Source organism: Ketobacter sp., from assembly GCF_003671495.1.
Lineage (GTDB): Bacteria > Pseudomonadota > Gammaproteobacteria > Pseudomonadales > Ketobacteraceae > Ketobacter.
In genome coordinates, this window is the sequence record NZ_RCHN01000015.1 from 165,456 (window position 1) to 182,744 (window position 17,289).

Here is a 17,289-nt window from a genome sequence, read left to right on the forward strand (position 1 = left end):
GGCAGCGTTAAAACAAGCTCATCTGGGAGCGCAGAATGGCTTCCAGTGAGCGCCCCTCACACTGCAGAATACCGTCCACTGCCGGCGCCAGTTGGCGACTGACATAGTGCTCATAATCCAGGGCCGACGGATGACACTCCATGGGCTCCGGGCCATTCACCGTAATCACATAACTGATCCAGCCTCCTCTGGCATAACGGCTGGCTTTGCCCTGACGTTGCAGCCAGTGATCCGCTTTTTTTGCTGCCTGCGCGTGCGGCGGCACATTCTTCTGGTAGTCCGAGAGACGCCGGCGAATGCGTTTGCGATAGACCAATTCCTGATCCAGTTTGCCGGCGTATAAATCGATGATGATCTGCTGCAGGAATCCCTCCGGGTCCTCATCATGAAACAGCATCCAGAACACTTCATGCTGGACCCGGCGCGCCAGGGGCGTCCAGTCAGTACGGACGTTTTCCAGGCCTTTGAACACCAGTTTTTCCATCACACCACCCTGCGGGTTGGGCTGGCTGATCATGCCGCAATAACGTTTTTTGCTGCCGGCTTCCGAGCCCCGCATGGTGGGCATAAAAAAGCGCTGGTAGTGGGTTTCGAACTCCAGCTCTAAATAGGAGGCAAGGCCAAAGGTGGCTTCCAGGTGTTGCTGCCACCACTGGTTTAAAAATGCCGCCAACTGCCGCCCTGTTGCCTCCGCCTCAGCATCGCCGGAGGCGGATTCCAACCACACGAAAACGGAATCCGTATCCCCGTAAATCACCTTATGCCCCTGCTCTTCAATCAGTAACCGGGTCTGGCGCATGATGTCGTGACCGCGCAGGGTGATGGAGCTGGACAACCGGGTATCAAAGAACCTGCACAACGGCGTACCCAGCACGCCATAGAACGAATTCATGATGATTTTGATGGCCTGGGACAGTGGCCCATTGTGTGCGCGCTTGGCTTGATCCCGGGCATCCCACAGGGTTTTGATGATGTCGGGCAACAGGTGGTGCCGCTTGCTGAACACCGCACCGTTGAAGCCGGGTATCCAGTCACTGTCCCGGGTGGTGGGTGCGCCTGCAGGCCGCTGAAACACGTCCGGAACAATCCACTCCAGGTCGGACTCATAGCGCCCTTTCAACAACGACAGGGGGTCAATGCAAAAGGTCCGGATGATGCTGGGGTACAGGCTCTTGAAATCCAGCACCAACACATGGCGATACAGACCGGGCTGAGATTGCATCACATAGCCCCCTGGAGCAGCAGTGTCACTCTCAATGTCACCGATGTTCGGGGCCACATAGCCTTCACGGTGCAGGCGGGGCAGGAACAGATTTTCAAACGCTGCCACCGAGCCCCCCACTTTGTCCATGGGCAAGCCGGTGAGGCGACTGCGTTCCAGGGCAAAGTTGAGCAGGTCTGCCTTGGCCACAATCGCCGATACCAGACAACAGTCTTCCAGGTTGTAGCGGGCCAGGGCGGGCTTGTCCTGCCGGAACAGCTCGGTGATCGCCTCGCCCCGGTTGTCCACATCGTGGATCAGCTTGCCCCGGTCCAGCAATTTCTGCGACACAAATTCCAGCGAGAACGATTCGAAATTCCAGGTGGCTGCTTTCAGGGTATCAATTCCATCCAGCACCACGCGCCCCGGCACCAGCACGAAAAAATGCTGGTTCTCATCACGGGCCTGGCGCCACTCCGGCACATCCCCTTCACCCTCGGGGCTGCGGCCCAGGGCAAACCGGATTCCCAGCCGGTCGCAACAGGACTGCAGAAAACGCAGGTCGAAATTCACCACATTCCAACCCAGGATCACATCCGCGTCATCGCGCCGGAACCAGTCCAGAAACGCCGACAACAAGCTGCGCTCATGGTCGAACCAGACCACGTCCAGATCCCCGCAGGGCTCAGGCGCCCCCAACATAAACACCCGCTTGATCTCCGGCGCAGCAACGCCGGACCTCTGTCCGCCAAAACAATGTACCGCGATGGAATATAACTGCGAGCCATCCAGCGCGGTTTCAATATCCAGGGAGGCGCAGCGTAAATGCACTGCTACCGGCTCACCCCGACGCAGAGGCGGATTGAGCACCACCGATTGAGTGGGCGGTGATGCCAGCAGCAGCTCCAAATCACCGGCGATAAAACGTTCGCTGAGGAAGCGATCCACCTGACGGATATCCGACTCCCACAGTGAAATACCCTGGGCCTCAAGCCGCTCGCGGCACTGCGCCAGGGTACGCTGACCATTACAATACAGTCCGTGCACCGGTTCGTTGAAAAACGACCTGAGTTGCAACGGGCGCACGCGCCAGCCACCAAGCCCCCGCAATGCCCCTTCTACCTGGGGCAAGGCGCGGGAGGGAAAAAAGCAAACCGCTTCCTGGCCGGTGATCTCCACCTGCAGAGGTCCGGAGCGGGTATGCAACCAGTAAATCAGGCGCAACCCCGTGTTGTGCTCGCGCCATTGCCGGGTGAGCACAAACCCGGGCAGTCTGTGGACGGATTCGTGGGTGGCCGTGGTCACCGTCAATCAGCCAAAGGTTGCCCACACCGGGCAGTGGTCACTGGGCTTTTCCAGGCCTCGAATGTCATAATCAATACCTGTGCCCTGCAAACGCTGCAACAGCGGTTGGGTGGCCAGAATCAAGTCGATGCGCAAACCCCGCTTGGGCTCCCGCTCAAACCCCTTGCTACGATAATCAAACCACGAAAACAGATCATCCACGTGCGGTTGTTGCTCACGAAACGTATCGCTCAAGCCCCAGGCCTGCAACCGCTGCAACCACTCCCGCTCTTCCGGCAGAAAACAGCACTTGCCCGTCCGCAACCAACGCTTGGCGTTATCGGGGCCGATGCCGATGTCTTCATCCACCGGTGCCACATTCATATCCCCCATGACGATCAGATTGTCATCCGGTGAATACTCCGTCTGTAACTGCTCCAGCAGTCGGGCGTAAAAGCGCTGTTTGTTGGGAAACTTCTGCGGATGATCCCGACTCTCCCCCTGGGGAAAATAACCGTTGATGACCGTCACGTCCTGCCCCTCAATCTGATAGCAGGCCCGGATCAGCCGCTTTTGCTCCGCCTCATCATCCCCGGCAAAGCCTTTTTTCACCCAGACAGGCGGCTGGCGGGATAACAGCGCCACCCCGTAATGCCCCTTTTGCCCGAACCACTCCGCATGCAGCCCCATTGCCGCCAGGTCGGCCTGGGGAAACAGCGCGTCCTCCACTTTGGTTTCCTGGATACCGATCACATCCGGGTTGTGTTTTTGGATCAGTGCATCGATCTGGTGCATACGGGCACGAATGCCATTGGTGTTAAAGGAGACAAACTTCATTTTTTCCTCGCCGGGGGATTTTCAATGAGGGCAACAGTTTACCAGCATCGCCCCGGCCTTTCTTTAACCATACGAAGGCACTACAATGTCCAACGTCACATGGGCGTAGACACGCTCAACGAGTCGCACACCAAGAAAAATTGATTAAAAAATCGCCGACAGGGTGCTCTGAATGACTGACCTTAGCCACATCTCGATTTTCGAAGGCCTACCTGAAGCGGAATTATCCGCCCTGCAAGAACTCTGCATCACTCGCACTTATCCCAAAAACACGGTCATCATCAACGAAGGTGACCAAGCCAACGCCATGTTCATCTGTACCAGCGGCAAAGTAAAAGTCTACGTCAGCGATGAAAACGGTAAGGAGTTTGTGCTCAACTCCATGGGCCCGGGGGAATACTTCGGGGAGCTGTCATTGCTGGATGATGAAACCCGCTCGGCGTCGGTCATCACCACCGACAAATCCACCTTTTCCATTCTCTACAAAGAGGATTTCAGCAAGGTGGTTCTGAACCACCCGGATATCGCCCTGGTGTTGTTACGTAACCTGGCATCGCGAATTCGAAAACTGACGGAGAACGTGAAAACCCTGGCATTGCAAGACGTCTACGGTCGCATTCGCAAAACCCTGCTGGATCTGTCCATTGAGAAAGAAGGCGAAACCGTCATCGAAGAGAAGCTCACCCAGCAGGACATCGCCAATCGCATTGGCTCCTCCCGGGAAATGGTTGCCCGCATTCTGAAGGATCTGGCCACCGGCGGTTATATCGAAATTGAACGCAAGCAGTTCCGCATTCTGAAAAAACTGCCGGAAAGTTACTGATCCGGTTCAGCTCATGATGTCCACCAACGGCTGGTGAAGTCCATCAGCCGTGCATCAAAGCCTGTTCAGGGCCTGCCCGCTCGGCAACCGCCCAATGGCGCTATCCTGCACCACCCCCATTCCCCCAGCGGGCTGCCCCGCTTGAACCTGACACTTGCAGAGCACTCACATTCTGATGGCCCTCATCATTTCATGCAGGGCGCACTTTTGTGGTATGGTGACTGGGTTGCCTGGGGAGCAACAGATTCTGACTACGAGTACGGCTTTGAGTACGACGCTTGTCTGAATGCAACGCGAGTAAAAAAAGAAGGACATTCACAGGGAAAGGTTGGGGACGATACATGCTTTCGGCGAACCAAGGATTTCGCATCACCGCGGCCGTGGGACTGCTGGTCCTGGCATTGGGAATATTGGTGAGTTTCTATTATCCACCTCTGCCGGGGGCAGCGGATGCCGGGTTTTCACTGTCCATCATTGCCCTGGAATTCACCACCTCCCTGGCCAGCTCCACCGCCCTCTTTAACGGTAACAGCACCCTCATCTACACCTATCAAACCGGGCACCTGCTGGACATGTTCTACCTGGCGGCCTATGGCGCTTTCCTCGGCCTGGCCAATCTCAGCGCCTGGTATTGTCAGCGCCGCGCCCTCAGCCTGATTGGCATCATCGCCGCCGGTATTGCCGCCAGTGCGGACTTTGCTGAAAACCTGCAATTGATGCAGTTGACCCAGGGCTTGCTGGGCAACGGCAGCGCGCCGGACTTCTGGCTGTTACGGCTCTTTGTCACAACCAAGTTTCTGATGATCACCGTATCCCTGCTGTGCCTGCTGCCGCTGATGTGGCATCGGGGCCGACTGGGCAAGGCGTTCTGCCTGTCCACCCTGTTGCTGGTGCCGTCCACCCTACTGACGTTGCTGGGGTATTTCGCCTTCAGCAGTGCCATGTGCGGATTGATTATGGTGGCCTGGCTGTGCCTTTTAATCTGGATGGTCCGGCAACGCAACAGCGCAACCAGCACAGCAACCCCCAACAAACCGTTGACCAAACAACCTGCGTTGTAATTAACAACTGCCGCCGCGCCGAACCAATGGTGCCCGACCCAGTGCACAAACATGCTCCAGGTTATCGGATTCGATCCAGGCACCACTGCCAAAAGGGATGCCGATGCCAGGCTCCGCTACCAACGATGGCCAGCCGGTGGATTCCTCATGCACCGCCACGTGATAGGGCAACCAACCCAAGAACGACTGGCTGCCCAGGCCGGGCTGCTCCGGATCCACACCATTGGCCAGATGAATCGCTCCCGCCGAGATGCCGATCACGAGGCTTCCGCTCAGGTCGCGGCAGCGCTGCAGCCAGGCTCGCACCGGGGGCTGGCTGATCAGGTGCCAACCCTGTGCCACACTGCCCCCGGCCAACAGCACCAGAGCACAGGGAGGCGGTAATGCGTTGGAATCCCGGACCCAATGGGTTGGGCAGGGACGCTGCGATGGAAGCCGCAACAGCCGGTTAATCCCCGCACAGGCCAACTCGAAAAACACCGGATCGTTCCCGTTGGCTGCACCGAGGTACGCTGCTTCAAGCCCGCGGGGAAAACGGGCGCTGATCCACTGCTGCAGTTGTGGTGCAGCATCCCCGCGAAACAAGAGCTGGCTGTCTGCCAACAGCAACAGCGCCCCAGGCATGGCATCCGACCGCACCGCTGACATGCGTCCACCTACACCACAAAGCCCGTGTCATCCCGCCACACGCACAGGGGCTCCACCGCCTCATGGGCCACATGGCCCCGCTGGCGTTCTTTGGGGTAGCCCATACAATGGGACAGGTAAGTCACCCCATCCAGATGGCGCCGTCGGTTACGGTGCTGGTGACCATAGATGTGCAGGGTGCTGCCCAGGCGGCGGATCTGCTCATCAATACGGCGTGAACCCGCCACCCGGCTGAAGTTGAATTCCGGCAATGGATCGTATTTGCTGGCCAGTGCCAACGCCTCCACCACCGGCTTGTGGAAGATGAGATCCTGACGCGGCAGAAAATGGCTGAAACTGATGACCGGATGCTGGAACGGCTGCGCCAAATGGGGCTCATTGGCGGCCGCAAAAAACTGCGCCAGGGGTTGGGTCATGTGCTGGGGCCAGCGGGCGTGGACGAAGTCACCCCACATCTCATCGGTGCGATCCTCCGCGTAATCTTTTTCCACAAAGAGGGAGTGTGCCGGCTGATCCTTGTCGTCGTACCAGGACAGCATCGGCACCAGCCACACCTTCTGGTACTGGCCCACCAGTACCGGCTCCATGAGCACGCCGGTGTTGGCACACAGCGCCCGAATCGCTTGCAGTTTCTGCAAAGAATCCTCATGGCCGGAACGTCGCACCCACAATTCGTGATTGCCCGGCACAAACAGTACCTGGCGAAAGTGACTCACCAGTTCCCGAAACAGCTCTCCTAAGCGGTCTAAGCGGTCGGTGGCATCACCGGCCACAATCAATGCATCCGCACGGTGACCACGGCGGGCAAACTCCAGCATACGATCAAAATTCTCTTGATAATCAATATGAATGTCGGAAATAGCCCAAACCCGGGTTGGAATCATGTACAACGGCCCTGATCTCGTTTGCATTGAAGGGGGTGGGTGAAATACTATCATTTCTAATACGGAATACCGAGATGGCGTGCCCCTCGCTCCGCGCCCGACGTTCATTCGCGCCCATTTGCCATCGAGAGACATCATGAGCAGTTATCAAGACATCAGCCGACAACAGCAATGCCACGACAGCTTTGAGTGGCTGCGCAGCGAACCCATTGAATCCCTGAACGTGGTGATGTCGGAATACCGCCACAAAGCCACCGGGGCCATGCACTACCATATCGCCGCCGACAACGATGAGAACGTGTTTATGGTGGCCTTGCGCACCGTGCCCACGGACTCCACCGGTGTCGCCCATATCCTGGAGCACACGGCGCTCTGCGGCAGTCAGAACTACCCGGTGCGGGACCCGTTCTTCATGATGATACGGCGCTCCCTCAACACCTTCATGAATGCATTCACGTCCAGTGACTGGACCGCCTACCCCTTCGCCAGCAAGAACCGCAAGGATTTCGACAACCTGCTGTCAGTGTACCTGGACGCGGTGTTTTTCTCCCGCCTGGACCCGCTGGATTTTGCCCAGGAAGGCCATCGCCTGGACTTCGCCGAAAGCGGCAATCCGGAATCCGAGCTGGTCTATAAAGGCGTGGTGTACAACGAAATGAAAGGGGCCATGAGCTCCCCCACCAGTGAACTTTGGGATCAGCTCGGTCGCTATCTGTTCCCCACCACCACCTATCACTACAACAGTGGTGGCGATCCGGACACCATTCCTGACCTCAGCTACGAACAACTGAAAGCGTTCTATCAAACCCATTATCACCCCAGTAACGCCGTCTTCATGACCTTCGGCGATATGCCTGCCCAGGAATTGCAGGCGGCCTTTGAAGAGCGGGCGCTCAAGCAGTTTCAGGCGTTGGATCGCACCATTGCGGTGGCGGATGAAAAACGATATGGCGCTCCCCTCAATGTGGAAACGGCCTACCCCACCGACCTGGAGGAAGGCGAATCCGTCGATAACAAGACCCATATTGTGATGGCCTGGCTGCTGGGCCACAGCACCGACCTGGAAAACCAACTCAAGGCCGAGCTGATGTCCGATGTGTTGCTGGACAACAGTGCGGCGCCCCTGCGCAAACTGCTGGAAACCAGCGGCCTGGGTTCGTCCCCCTCCCCCCTGTGTGGACTGGAGGATTCCAACCGGGAAATGGCCTTCATGTGCGGGTTGGAAGGCAGCTCGCCAGAGAAAGCAGACGAGCTGGAACAGAAAATTCTGGCGGTGCTGGAGGACGTGGTCAAACACGGCGTCAGTCAGTCCCGTCTGGAAGCGGCCCTGCACCAACTGGAGTTGAGCCAGCGGGAGATCGGCGGCGATCACTACCCCTATGGCCTGCAGTTGATGATGGGGGCCATTTCCACCGCCATGCACCGGGGCGACCCCATTGCCCTGCTCAATCTGGACCCGGTGCTGGACAAGATGCGGGAAGAGATCAAGCAACCGGACTTCGTGCAGAAACTGGTGCAGGAGTGGCTGCTGGACAACCCCCACCGGGTGCGCCTGGTGATGAAACCGGACACCAGCCTGGAAGAAGTCCGCGAAGCCTTCACCAAAGCCAAACTGGCGACGTTGAAGGCATCCCTCAGCGATGCGGAAAAGCAATCCATCATTGAACAGGCAAAAGCCCTGGAATCCCGCCAGCAACTGGAAGAAGACGAATCCGTTCTGCCGAAAGTGGGACTGGAGGATGTGCCCGCGGCCATTCCCATGCCCAGCTACCAGGAGCAGCCCCTGTCCAGCGGCAAGCACACGCAATATGCCCAGGGCACCAACGGCCTGGTGTACCAGCAGGTGATCTATAATCTGCCCCCCCTGAGCCCGGATCAACTGCAACTGCTGCCACTCTACACGCGCTTCGTGGGGGAACTCGGGGCCGGCGAACAGGACTATCTGCAGATTCAGGAACGCCTCACGGAAGTGACCGGCGGCATCTTTGGATTCAGCGTGCTGCGCGGGGCCATCGCAGACGAGCAACAGGTGAAAGGCGTGCTGGCGTTTTCCGGCAAGGCCCTGAAGCGCAACAGTGCTGCTCTGGCGGAGCTGATGTACAACATCGTGGAGCAACCCCGTTACGATGAGCTGGAACACCTGCGGGAGCTGGTGGCGCAACAACGGGCTCGCCTGGACCAGAGCATCACCGGCCAGGGGCATGCCCTGGCCATGATCGCCGCCAGCAGTGGCATGAACCCCGCTGCCCGTCTCTCCCACCAGGTGGGTGGTCTGGCCGGAATTCGTGCCATCAAGGATCTGGATCACCATTTGAACTCAGACGCCCAATTGCAGCATCTGGGGGAGCAACTCTCCGCCCTTTCCACACTGCTGCGCAGCGGCGAACGTCAGTTTCTGGTGGTGGCGGAGCAGGATGCCACCGCTGCCGCCAGCCAGCACCTGGACCAGTTCTGGGCCAAACAACCGGCAGGACAGGCAGACAGCATCAGCCTGGAGGCGGTGCGCCAGCAGGTGCAGCAATGCTGGCTCACCAGTACCCAGGTGAACTTCTGCGCCAAAGCCTACCCCACGGTGCCCTCCGACCACCCCGATTCCCCGATACTGTCGGTTCTGGGTGGCTTTCTGCGCAACGGCTATCTGCATCGCGCCATCCGCGAACAGGGCGGTGCCTACGGTGGTGGTGCCTCCCAGGAATCCAACATTGCGGCTTTTCGCTTCTACTCCTATCGCGACCCCCGCCTGGCAGATACCTTGCGAGACTTTGATGACTCCATTGAGTGGCTGCTGAGCAAAGCCCATGGTTATCAGGCGTTAGAGGAAGCCATTCTTGGGGTCATCAGCGCGCTGGACAAACCCAGCTCCCCCGCCGGTGAAGCCAAGCAGGCCTTTCAGAATCGTTTGTTCGGACGGGATGAAGCCTTCCAGCAACGCTTCCGCGAGCGGGTGCTGGCCACCACAGTGGACGACCTGAAACGGGTGGCGGGAACCTACTTGGTGCCGGATCAGGCCAGTACGGCGGTGATCACCCATAAACCCGCCTGGGAGGCATCCGCTCTCAGTGGATTCGAGCTGCATCACGTTTGATGCAGCCGATTAGCCATCCAGCGGCGGCTATCTGGTTTTTTTGTGGGTAATGATGCGGTCGTTATCCGCCAGCTTGGTCGCCGGCTCTTTGAGATGAATGAACGTTTTTTGGATCACCAGAGCATCGGTGCCGGCGCGATGGGGCACCATGCCCGTGAGCTCCAGCACTTCATCCCGCTGCTCACTCCAGCGCTCCCACTCTGACTCTCCCAGCAATCCGTAGATGGAGTCCAGTTTAAAACCCTGCAGCACGTGAGCCTCGTAAAACAGCAAAGCCAGCCAGGTGCGATCCACGCCCCAGCCATCACTGTACGCGATTTTTCCGGCCAACAGCTCGTTCAGTTCGTCGGCCACCTGGCGGGGCTCCCAGCCTTCTTCCAACAGTTGCTGACGGGAAATGCCGTGCACCTGTTCTGCAGAATCCTGCCAATGGGTCCAGTCCTCCATGGGCTTGATCAGCCATACATGCAGGGAGCCGTCCGGCATGGCAACACCGATCTCGATCGGGTAGCTGCCGGAACCGAAGCCCGAAGCCTCAATGTCTAAAATGATGGGTATGTCCACAAACGCCTTGCCTTGATTCTGCCACCCATGAAGGGGGTAGCAATAGACCTCACCTCTTTGGAGAAGATCCCGAAAACCATGGTTATTTAGTAGGCGTAGGAGTATATCGGTTTTTCAACAAAATTGTTTGTCGGGTTTTCCACAAATTCTGTGGATAACTTTGGGGATTGATTTGGGTTAAATCGCTGGGATCCCCATCATACGTCGACAACCTGCACTTTGATTAATATTTGACCAAGTCTTTACCGATTATTTTTCAGCAAGTTAGGGGCGCCAACCCATTCATCCACAGAAGATGTCAAATTAATGACTGACGCTCCCTTTATATTCGAAACTGTTGATGAATCACTTCCGGAAATCCGTGCATTAGCGCGTGAGTAACTGCTGACCCACCCATTGCCGGGCAAATTGGTAGGCGGTGCGACCGCTGCGGGTACCCCGGTTATCGGCCCAGCGAACGCACAACACCTGCAGCTCATCGGTCCAGGGAATCTCAAGACCATGGGGCTCAGACAGGCGCTGCAACCAATGGCGGGCAATGTCCAGGTACATGGGTTGATTGATGGGATAAAACGATACCCAGAGGCCAAAGCGATCCGACAGGGACACCTTCTCTTCCACCACCTCACCATGATGGATTTCCGTTTCGTGGTTGCTGGCAGCGGCATTATCCGACCGATACTCGGGAATCAGGTGACGGCGATTGGAGGTGGCGTAGATCAGCACGTGCTCGGGGGCAGCGTACATGCCGCCGTCCAAGGCACTCTTCAGGGCCTTGTAACCCTCATCCTGGGCCTCAAAGGAAAGGTCGTCGCAGAACAGCAGAAAGCGGTAAGGCTCCCCTTCCAATGCCGCCACAATGCTCATCAGGTCCGCCAGGTCACTTTTATCCACCTGGATTACCCGCAGGCCATCGCCACCGTATTCATTCAACAACGCCTGCACCAGCGAGGACTTGCCGGTACCCCGGGAGCCGGTCAGCAACACATTGTTTGCCGGCAGGCCCCGCACAAATTGCTCCGTATTGCGAACCACCTGTTCCTTTTGCCGGTCCACGCCCAACACATCGTCCAGGCTGATACTGCCAACAACAGGTACCGCCTGCAGGTGGCCACTGAAACTCTGCCGCACCCAAAGGGCGGCGCGGGTCTGCGACCAGTCTACGGGTTTACTGCGCTGGGGTAGCAGCGGCTCCACCCGCTCCAGCACTGTATCGAGCTTTTCCACCAGACGGGGCAACAATAACAACGGTTTCACATGATCACCTGATCTGTTTCAACAAGGATTCAAATTCACTGACCCGGGACCCGACTTCGCCAGCCATGCCACCCAGCGCATCCACCTCTCCCCCCACCGGCGCCATCTGTTGCTGCAGGGTCTGGTCCAGCTCGGTGCTGAGTTTACCCCGCAGCTTGCTGGCCTGCTGCTTGATTTCCCCGGCCAGGGCCTGCTTCAGGATGCCGTTGAGGTTAGTGGAAACCTTCAGTTCCGGGTTTTGCAACGGGCCTTTGGCGGTGCCGTTGAGGGTCAGTTCCTTGAGTGTAGAAAGATTCTGGCTCAGGGTGTTCTGCCAGCCACCCTGGGGCTGCTCGGTCAACGCCAGATCCAACTGGGAAAACACCCCATTCAGGTTGAGGTTCAATTCATTCAGCGCCTTGACGCTGGCTTTGGCGTCAAAATTCAGCAGCGCCTGATTCACCATCATACCCAGGCTGCCCCCTTGCGCCAGCGCCAGGCCCTGCAACCGGCTGTTTTTAACCGTCAAGGCCAGGCTGTCCTCTTCCGCGCCGGGCTTTTGGTGCGCCAGCAATCCCGTGATTTTGATCGAGCCCAGGCTTTCGCCCAGCGCATTGATGTTGATGGTCACCGGATCAGCCCAGAGTGCAGGCGCGTCAGACAGGTTGCGGATCTCCCCGTCGATGGTGCCCGTTCGGCCGCCCTGCACAAAAGGGCCGGACAGGCGGATCAGCTTCACCAGGAAATCCGGTGCGGTTTGCGGCGCAGCTTGATCCGCGCCACCCTCTGCCTGCTGTTCATTGGCGCTGGCAGCCGCGCCACCCCCGGCCAGCAGGTCGTAGTAGCCTTTCCCCATCTGCAGCCATTCCTGCACCTTGCCACTCAGCAATTGATTGCCCAGGTTAGCCACAATGGATTCCGACAGCCCCAGCTCCTTGATAATCTGCTCCACGGACTGGCCAGACAACTGACCCAAGCGACGGTAGTCCTGCTGCAATTGGGCATACTCGTCTTTCAGCTGTTTTTCGCCGGACTTCAGGGTATCGATATCCCGCTTCAGGTCTTTAACGATGTCCTTACCCTTGGCCAGCTTGTCCAGCACGCTGCCCTGCTTGGCCTGATCCCAGCGCGCCTGGTATTGATCCAGTTTCTGCTCGTCGGGTAATTGTTTGAGAAGCCCGTCCCAGCGCTGCTGGCGCTGGTCCAGTTCCTGATTGAAAGCATCGATCCGCTGTTGATAGAGCGCTTTTTCCCGAGCCACCAGATCCGCTGTATCCGGCAACCCCAGATCCGGCAGGGCAAACCCGGAACCCTCATCCACCGGGGCATCCCGGCCCGGTAATGCGCCAGACACCGTGCGCGGGGTGTCCAGGGCAATGCCCTCCACCAACACCTGCTCCAGGTACACTTTGCCACTCAGCAATTCCATCACATCCACCGCCGTCGCAATGGTCTGAAACTCCACCGCATTGGTCATGGGTTGGCGCGGATTGGTGACGGCAAGTCCTTGCAGTGTCAGGCTGGTGGGAAACCAGGAAAAATCCACAGCCGCCACATCCACTTTGGCCCCCACCGCAGCGGAGCCGGGATGTTCGATGGCCCACTTGATCAGCGGGGCGGGCAACCACCAGAGGGCGCCAATCACAAGCAGAACGAGAACGAGAAGAAAGAGAAAAAGGCGTTTGATTAATTTCATGGAATCCCTGCCCTGGCAAAAGCGTTGCGCTATGTTAACAGGCAGGGATTTGAATGACGATGGATTTGCTTTAGCGCTGCGCGACCTGTTCCGCTTTCAAACCACACAGCGGCACCAGTGTATTCATCACGGATTCCATACCCTGAACAAACGCGATATCGGTGATGGCTTCATCCTGCAGCCGGATCAGGGAAACATGATCCTCGCGCACCGGCAGCGCCTCGGTTGCCTCACCCTCATAATCCAGCCAGACCGGGAATCCATAACCCCGCATTTTGGGAAGTGCAATCAGGCGGGTAATCAGGGTTGGCATGCCGCTGACGTCAGCGATGAACACCAGCTTGCCATCGTTATAGCAGGCCGGGTCGATTCGCTGCAGGGCATCCCGCACATCCCGACTGGCGGTCATATCATTGGTAAACACCAGCATCTCCATGTGCTCAGCGTGGGGGAACGGGTTCGCAAACTGATCCTGCAACAGGGCGAACTCCACTTTATTGCCAATCTTCATGGGGGTGGGCGCCGGTTGCGTGGAACAGGCCGCCAGGACACAGGCAATCATTAACAAGGCCAGTGGACGCATCAATCAAACTCTCTCTAAGGGGACAGGTTCATACATGTTAAAAACAGGGGCGCAGGTCACGCAAGCACATCCACCCCAAAGCTTGATCTGCCTCAGGCTTATTCGGCGGAAAGCGCTTCCACCAATACCGGCTTCACCGGCCGCCCGTTGCTCCAGTGGCCCGGATCAAAAGGCAGCTGCTGCTGCCACCCGGCCATCACGGCGTCCAAACCGGCAAAGTAAAAACGCCAGTCCAGGCTATCCAGTTCTCCAGAAACCGAGAACAATTTAAGGTGGGCCGGCAGCCCCTGAATCTTGTCCAGGGGCCCACCATGATTGGGAGACACGCAGGGATAGCCAAAGCAGTCCCGCTGGGCGATATAGAGTTCCGCGCTGGGCACGGCACTCAGCAGAGACAAAATCTCACGACTTTGCTCCACGGTGGCGATGGTGTCTTCATCGCCATTCAGGATCACCACCGGGAAATCAATGTCCGGGGCGTAGTCGCGCCAGGGAATCTCAATGATGCGGAGAAAGGCGCGCACAAACGCCGGTATACCCTCCTGCGCATTCACCTGGGGATGACTCAGCACCGCAGCCCGGGGTGCAACACCCCCTTCCGCCTGCCAGGCCAGCGCAATCAATCCACCCAGGGAGTGTCCGTACAGATACACTTCATCCGCCTGCACCTGCTCACCCAACTCGTCCAGGGCCTGATTCACCGTGGCCACGGCCCTGGCTGCCCAGAGCGATTGATCCGCGGGCGCAAACAGGCCGGCCTCGGATAAAAAGCCGGTCAGCGTGGCCTTCTGGAACTGCGGAAAAATAACAATGTTGCCCTGCTTCAGCAGGTGCTCGATGTGGGTCTGATAGAGCTTGGGGATCAGGGCAGCAAAGCCGTGCAGAAACACCACCACCGGTGCCGTTGTGTCGTATTTGAGTTGCGCTGGCACATAGTACCAGGTTTGGTCACCTTCTGCGGCAGAGCCAAACTGGTACTCAAAGTAAGTGTCCGTGATGTCGTTTTCCCGTGAGCCAAAACCTTGCTCCGGCGCACCGGGAGGCTTGTGCCAAAACGCCCCCTGCGACACACCGGCCATGGCCATCAACATCAGCCCCCCCAACATTTTCCACCCCAACATCCCATTTCCTCCCATGACGTCACAACATTTCAGACATCGGCAATTTGACTGCATAACCCCATACAGTATCCTGTGGCCCATTATCCTTAGCCAGACCACCAGCCCATGCCGTCAAACTCACACTCTATCACAACCAACCTGAGCCGCGGGCTCGCTGGTTTACTGTTAACCCTGAGCAGCCTCATAACGGCTTTCTGGATCAGCTGGCATGGCCTGGCGCAGGCCAATTTTGGCTACTCTCTGGGTTACGAGCTACTGGAGATCGAACACCATATCCAGCGTTTTGGCCCCACCAACCAGTATCGCAAGGATTTCGAGTTCACCTCGACGGAGCAGCATATGCGGCTGTTTGCCGAGATCGTTACCGCTATCCAGGATGGCGGCCATGGATTGGACCAGATTCAGTATTCTCGGCCCAACGGTGTCAGCGAGACCCTGTTACGGCCGCCGGAAGTGGTGCACCTGCAGGACGTGGCCAACCTGATCAGGCTGTTTAACCAGGTGGCGATCGTGTGTGTGATTCTGATGATCGGATTGGCAGTGGTGTATCGTCGGCTGGGCTGGTCGGCGCCGGGTGCCAGACAGATTCTGGTGGGCACGCTGTTGGCCCTGCTGGTGGTGGGCTTGATGCTGATGTTGGTGGGTCCCACCCAGAGCTTTTACTGGCTGCACACCCAGGTATTCCCCAAGGATCACCAGTGGTTCTTCTACTATCAGGAATCGTTGATGACCACCCTGATGAAGGCGCCGGACCTGTTCGGTTTCATCGCCGCCCTCTGGGCCGTACCCGGGCTCACCTTGTTCGGCCTCAGCCAATGGGCACTGAACAAAGGGCTGCAGAGCCGCTAGACCGTTGCCTTGTCAGCCTTCTCGGTAACCGCAACGGCAAACCCCGGATGCAACAACTCAAACAGTGCCACAAACTCTTCGGTGAGTTTGTGTTTGGGGGCCATATGGATGAGGGGTAAGCCGGTGTCGTGGGATTCCCGCATTTTCACCGAAGAGGAAATATAGGTATCCAGAATCGGCAATCCTTCCTCTTTCAGCTCGTCCACGATCCGCGTCGGCAGACTGGCCCGGGGCTGGAATTGATTGACCACGATGCCTTCCACTTCCAGATCTTCATTGTGATCCTGGCGGGTTTCCTCCACGTTTTCGATCAGGTTATAGAGCGCCTGGCGGGAGAACTCATCACAATCGAATGGGATCAGGCAGCTGTCCGCTGCGATCAGGGCCGACAGGGTGTAAAAATTAAACGCCGGCGGCGTGTCGATATAGATCGCATCGTAGCCATTGAGTTTTGCCAGGGCATCCCGCAGTTTGAAAATTTTATGCTTGGATTCCAGCTGTGACATGATTTCCCCCAGCTCGGGATTGGCGGCGATCACATGCAGGTTTTCAAACTGGGAGGGCGTGACAAAATCGTCGAGGTTTTTCTTATGACGGTGACGGAACGACAGAGCCTGGGCGAAGAATACACCGATGTCCGTCTCACCGGTCTGGAAATCCCGCCCCAGCAAATACTGGGTGGAATTGCATTGCGGGTCCAGGTCAATCAGCAGGGTTTTCAATCCCCGGTGTGCACTGATTGCAGCCAGGTTGGACGCAATACTGGATTTTCCCACACCACCTTTCTGATTGAACACGACTCGGCGCATTTTCCTTCCCCGTTGTATTGTTGTACCCGATACATTGTGTTGAGAGCTGCGCCCATTTTATAGAACGCTTCACACTATGTCTTGCTCTCGGGCAAATTTTCCAGGGGCAGCTCCACATCACCACCAAACCACTCCTGCAACTTCAGCAGCACTTTTGCCCGGATTTCAGGACTGACGTACCCGCTGAGTCCGGCCAGTGCCGAGGTCAGCACCGCCAGGTCATCCACAAACCCCAGCACCGGCGTGATGTCCGGGACGGCATCAGGAGTCACCACCAGATAACCAAGGGCGGCAAAGATGCTGGCCTTGGCCCAGGCGGGAATGTCCGGAGAGCGTGCCAGGTAATACAGCTGCAGGGCACGGGAAACCAGATCCAGCCCGGCTTTGGAACACACCCGCTGCAACATGGGCAGCACCAGCGCCGCCCGGTAGGCATTACTGTATTGCGTTGAATCCGTCGCCATAGGAAATTCCTCTCACTCCAGTTGCAGTTCAGTTGCGGTTGATCCGGTGCCGTCACGCGAATAGCGGTTGACCTAAGTGACTTTTGCCAATAATTTATACAATCGCAGAAAGCCTATTTTATAGGGCAAATATACCAACAAGAA

At 57.6% G+C, this 17,289-nt stretch carries 15 protein-coding genes; 4 read left to right on the forward strand and 11 right to left on the reverse strand.

Annotation, left to right across the window (positions count from 1 at the left end):
* Window positions 1-7: 7 nt before the first annotated feature.
* Together D9N14_RS07180 and xthA are read right to left on the reverse strand one after the other, a co-directional pair.
* Window positions 8-2,506 carry a DNA polymerase II gene (locus D9N14_RS07180; RefSeq protein WP_290578885.1) on the reverse strand — a complete coding sequence of 833 codons (2,499 nt, stop codon included), beginning with the start codon at window positions 2,504-2,506 and terminating at the stop codon, window positions 8-10.
* A 6-nt stretch (window positions 2,507-2,512) separates the two neighbouring features.
* Complete coding sequence (gene xthA / locus D9N14_RS07185) at window positions 2,513-3,322, reverse strand: exodeoxyribonuclease III (RefSeq protein WP_290578501.1); 810 nt, start codon at window positions 3,320-3,322, stop codon at window positions 2,513-2,515.
* A 172-nt stretch (window positions 3,323-3,494) separates the two neighbouring features.
* Between xthA and D9N14_RS07190 the strand changes: the two genes are divergently transcribed.
* Both D9N14_RS07190 and D9N14_RS07195 read left to right on the forward strand, forming a co-directional pair.
* Complete coding sequence (locus D9N14_RS07190; RefSeq protein WP_290578503.1) at window positions 3,495-4,145, forward strand: Crp/Fnr family transcriptional regulator; 651 nt, start codon at window positions 3,495-3,497, stop codon at window positions 4,143-4,145.
* A gap of 341 nt (window positions 4,146-4,486) precedes the next feature.
* The gene (locus tag D9N14_RS07195) at window positions 4,487-5,206 is read left to right on the forward strand and encodes a hypothetical protein (protein ID WP_290578505.1); all 720 of its coding nucleotides are present in this window, start codon (window positions 4,487-4,489) and stop codon (window positions 5,204-5,206) included.
* Here D9N14_RS07195 and D9N14_RS07200 read toward each other — a convergent pair whose 3' ends face one another.
* Window positions 5,207-5,854: a hypothetical protein gene (locus D9N14_RS07200; protein ID WP_290578507.1), complete on the reverse strand. Its 648-nt coding sequence runs from the start codon at window positions 5,852-5,854 to the stop codon at window positions 5,207-5,209.
* Window positions 5,855-5,862: 8 nt separating this feature from the next.
* The gene (locus D9N14_RS07205; RefSeq protein ID WP_290578509.1) at window positions 5,863-6,738 is read right to left on the reverse strand and encodes a metallophosphoesterase; all 876 of its coding nucleotides are present in this window, start codon (window positions 6,736-6,738) and stop codon (window positions 5,863-5,865) included.
* A gap of 136 nt (window positions 6,739-6,874) precedes the next feature.
* On the opposite strand from D9N14_RS07205, the gene D9N14_RS07210 reads away from it, so the two are divergent.
* Window positions 6,875-9,823 (forward strand): insulinase family protein, encoded by a 2,949-nt coding sequence (locus tag D9N14_RS07210; protein WP_290578511.1) that lies wholly within the window; start codon window positions 6,875-6,877, stop codon window positions 9,821-9,823.
* Window positions 9,824-9,850: 27 nt separating this feature from the next.
* On the opposite strand, the gene D9N14_RS07215 is transcribed toward D9N14_RS07210, so the two are convergent.
* The 5 genes from D9N14_RS07215 to D9N14_RS07235 all read right to left on the reverse strand — a co-directional run bounded on the left by D9N14_RS07215 (window position 9,851) and on the right by D9N14_RS07235 (window position 15,023).
* Window positions 9,851-10,387: a hypothetical protein gene (locus D9N14_RS07215; RefSeq protein ID WP_290578513.1), complete on the reverse strand. Its 537-nt coding sequence runs from the start codon at window positions 10,385-10,387 to the stop codon at window positions 9,851-9,853.
* A 366-nt stretch (window positions 10,388-10,753) separates the two neighbouring features.
* A complete protein-coding gene (locus tag D9N14_RS07220) occupies window positions 10,754-11,635 on the reverse strand; it encodes an ATP-binding protein (protein WP_317622588.1) in 882 nt (293 codons plus the stop codon).
* A 13-nt stretch (window positions 11,636-11,648) separates the two neighbouring features.
* Complete coding sequence (locus D9N14_RS07225) at window positions 11,649-13,319, reverse strand: TIGR03545 family protein (RefSeq protein ID WP_290578517.1); 1,671 nt, start codon at window positions 13,317-13,319, stop codon at window positions 11,649-11,651.
* 70 nt (window positions 13,320-13,389) lie between these two features.
* The gene (locus tag D9N14_RS07230; protein ID WP_290578519.1) at window positions 13,390-13,902 is read right to left on the reverse strand and encodes a hypothetical protein; all 513 of its coding nucleotides are present in this window, start codon (window positions 13,900-13,902) and stop codon (window positions 13,390-13,392) included.
* Window positions 13,903-14,000: 98 nt separating this feature from the next.
* Window positions 14,001-15,023 (reverse strand): alpha/beta hydrolase, encoded by a 1,023-nt coding sequence (locus D9N14_RS07235; RefSeq protein ID WP_290578521.1) that lies wholly within the window; start codon window positions 15,021-15,023, stop codon window positions 14,001-14,003.
* A gap of 105 nt (window positions 15,024-15,128) precedes the next feature.
* Here D9N14_RS07235 and D9N14_RS07240 point away from each other — a divergent pair, with 105 nt between their 5' ends.
* On the forward strand, window positions 15,129-15,872 hold the full coding sequence (locus tag D9N14_RS07240) for a DUF1461 domain-containing protein (protein WP_290578523.1): 744 nt from the start codon (window positions 15,129-15,131) through the stop codon (window positions 15,870-15,872).
* Here the strand turns inward: D9N14_RS07240 and D9N14_RS07245 are convergent.
* Window positions 15,869-16,681 (reverse strand): ParA family protein, encoded by an 813-nt coding sequence (locus D9N14_RS07245; RefSeq protein ID WP_290578525.1) that lies wholly within the window; start codon window positions 16,679-16,681, stop codon window positions 15,869-15,871. The two genes, D9N14_RS07240 and D9N14_RS07245, sit on opposite strands and share 4 nt — an antisense overlap.
* Before the next feature lie 74 nt (window positions 16,682-16,755).
* Window positions 16,756-17,145 carry a YkvA family protein gene (locus tag D9N14_RS07250; RefSeq protein WP_290578527.1) on the reverse strand — a complete coding sequence of 130 codons (390 nt, stop codon included), beginning with the start codon at window positions 17,143-17,145 and terminating at the stop codon, window positions 16,756-16,758.
* Window positions 17,146-17,289: the final 144 nt, after the last annotated feature.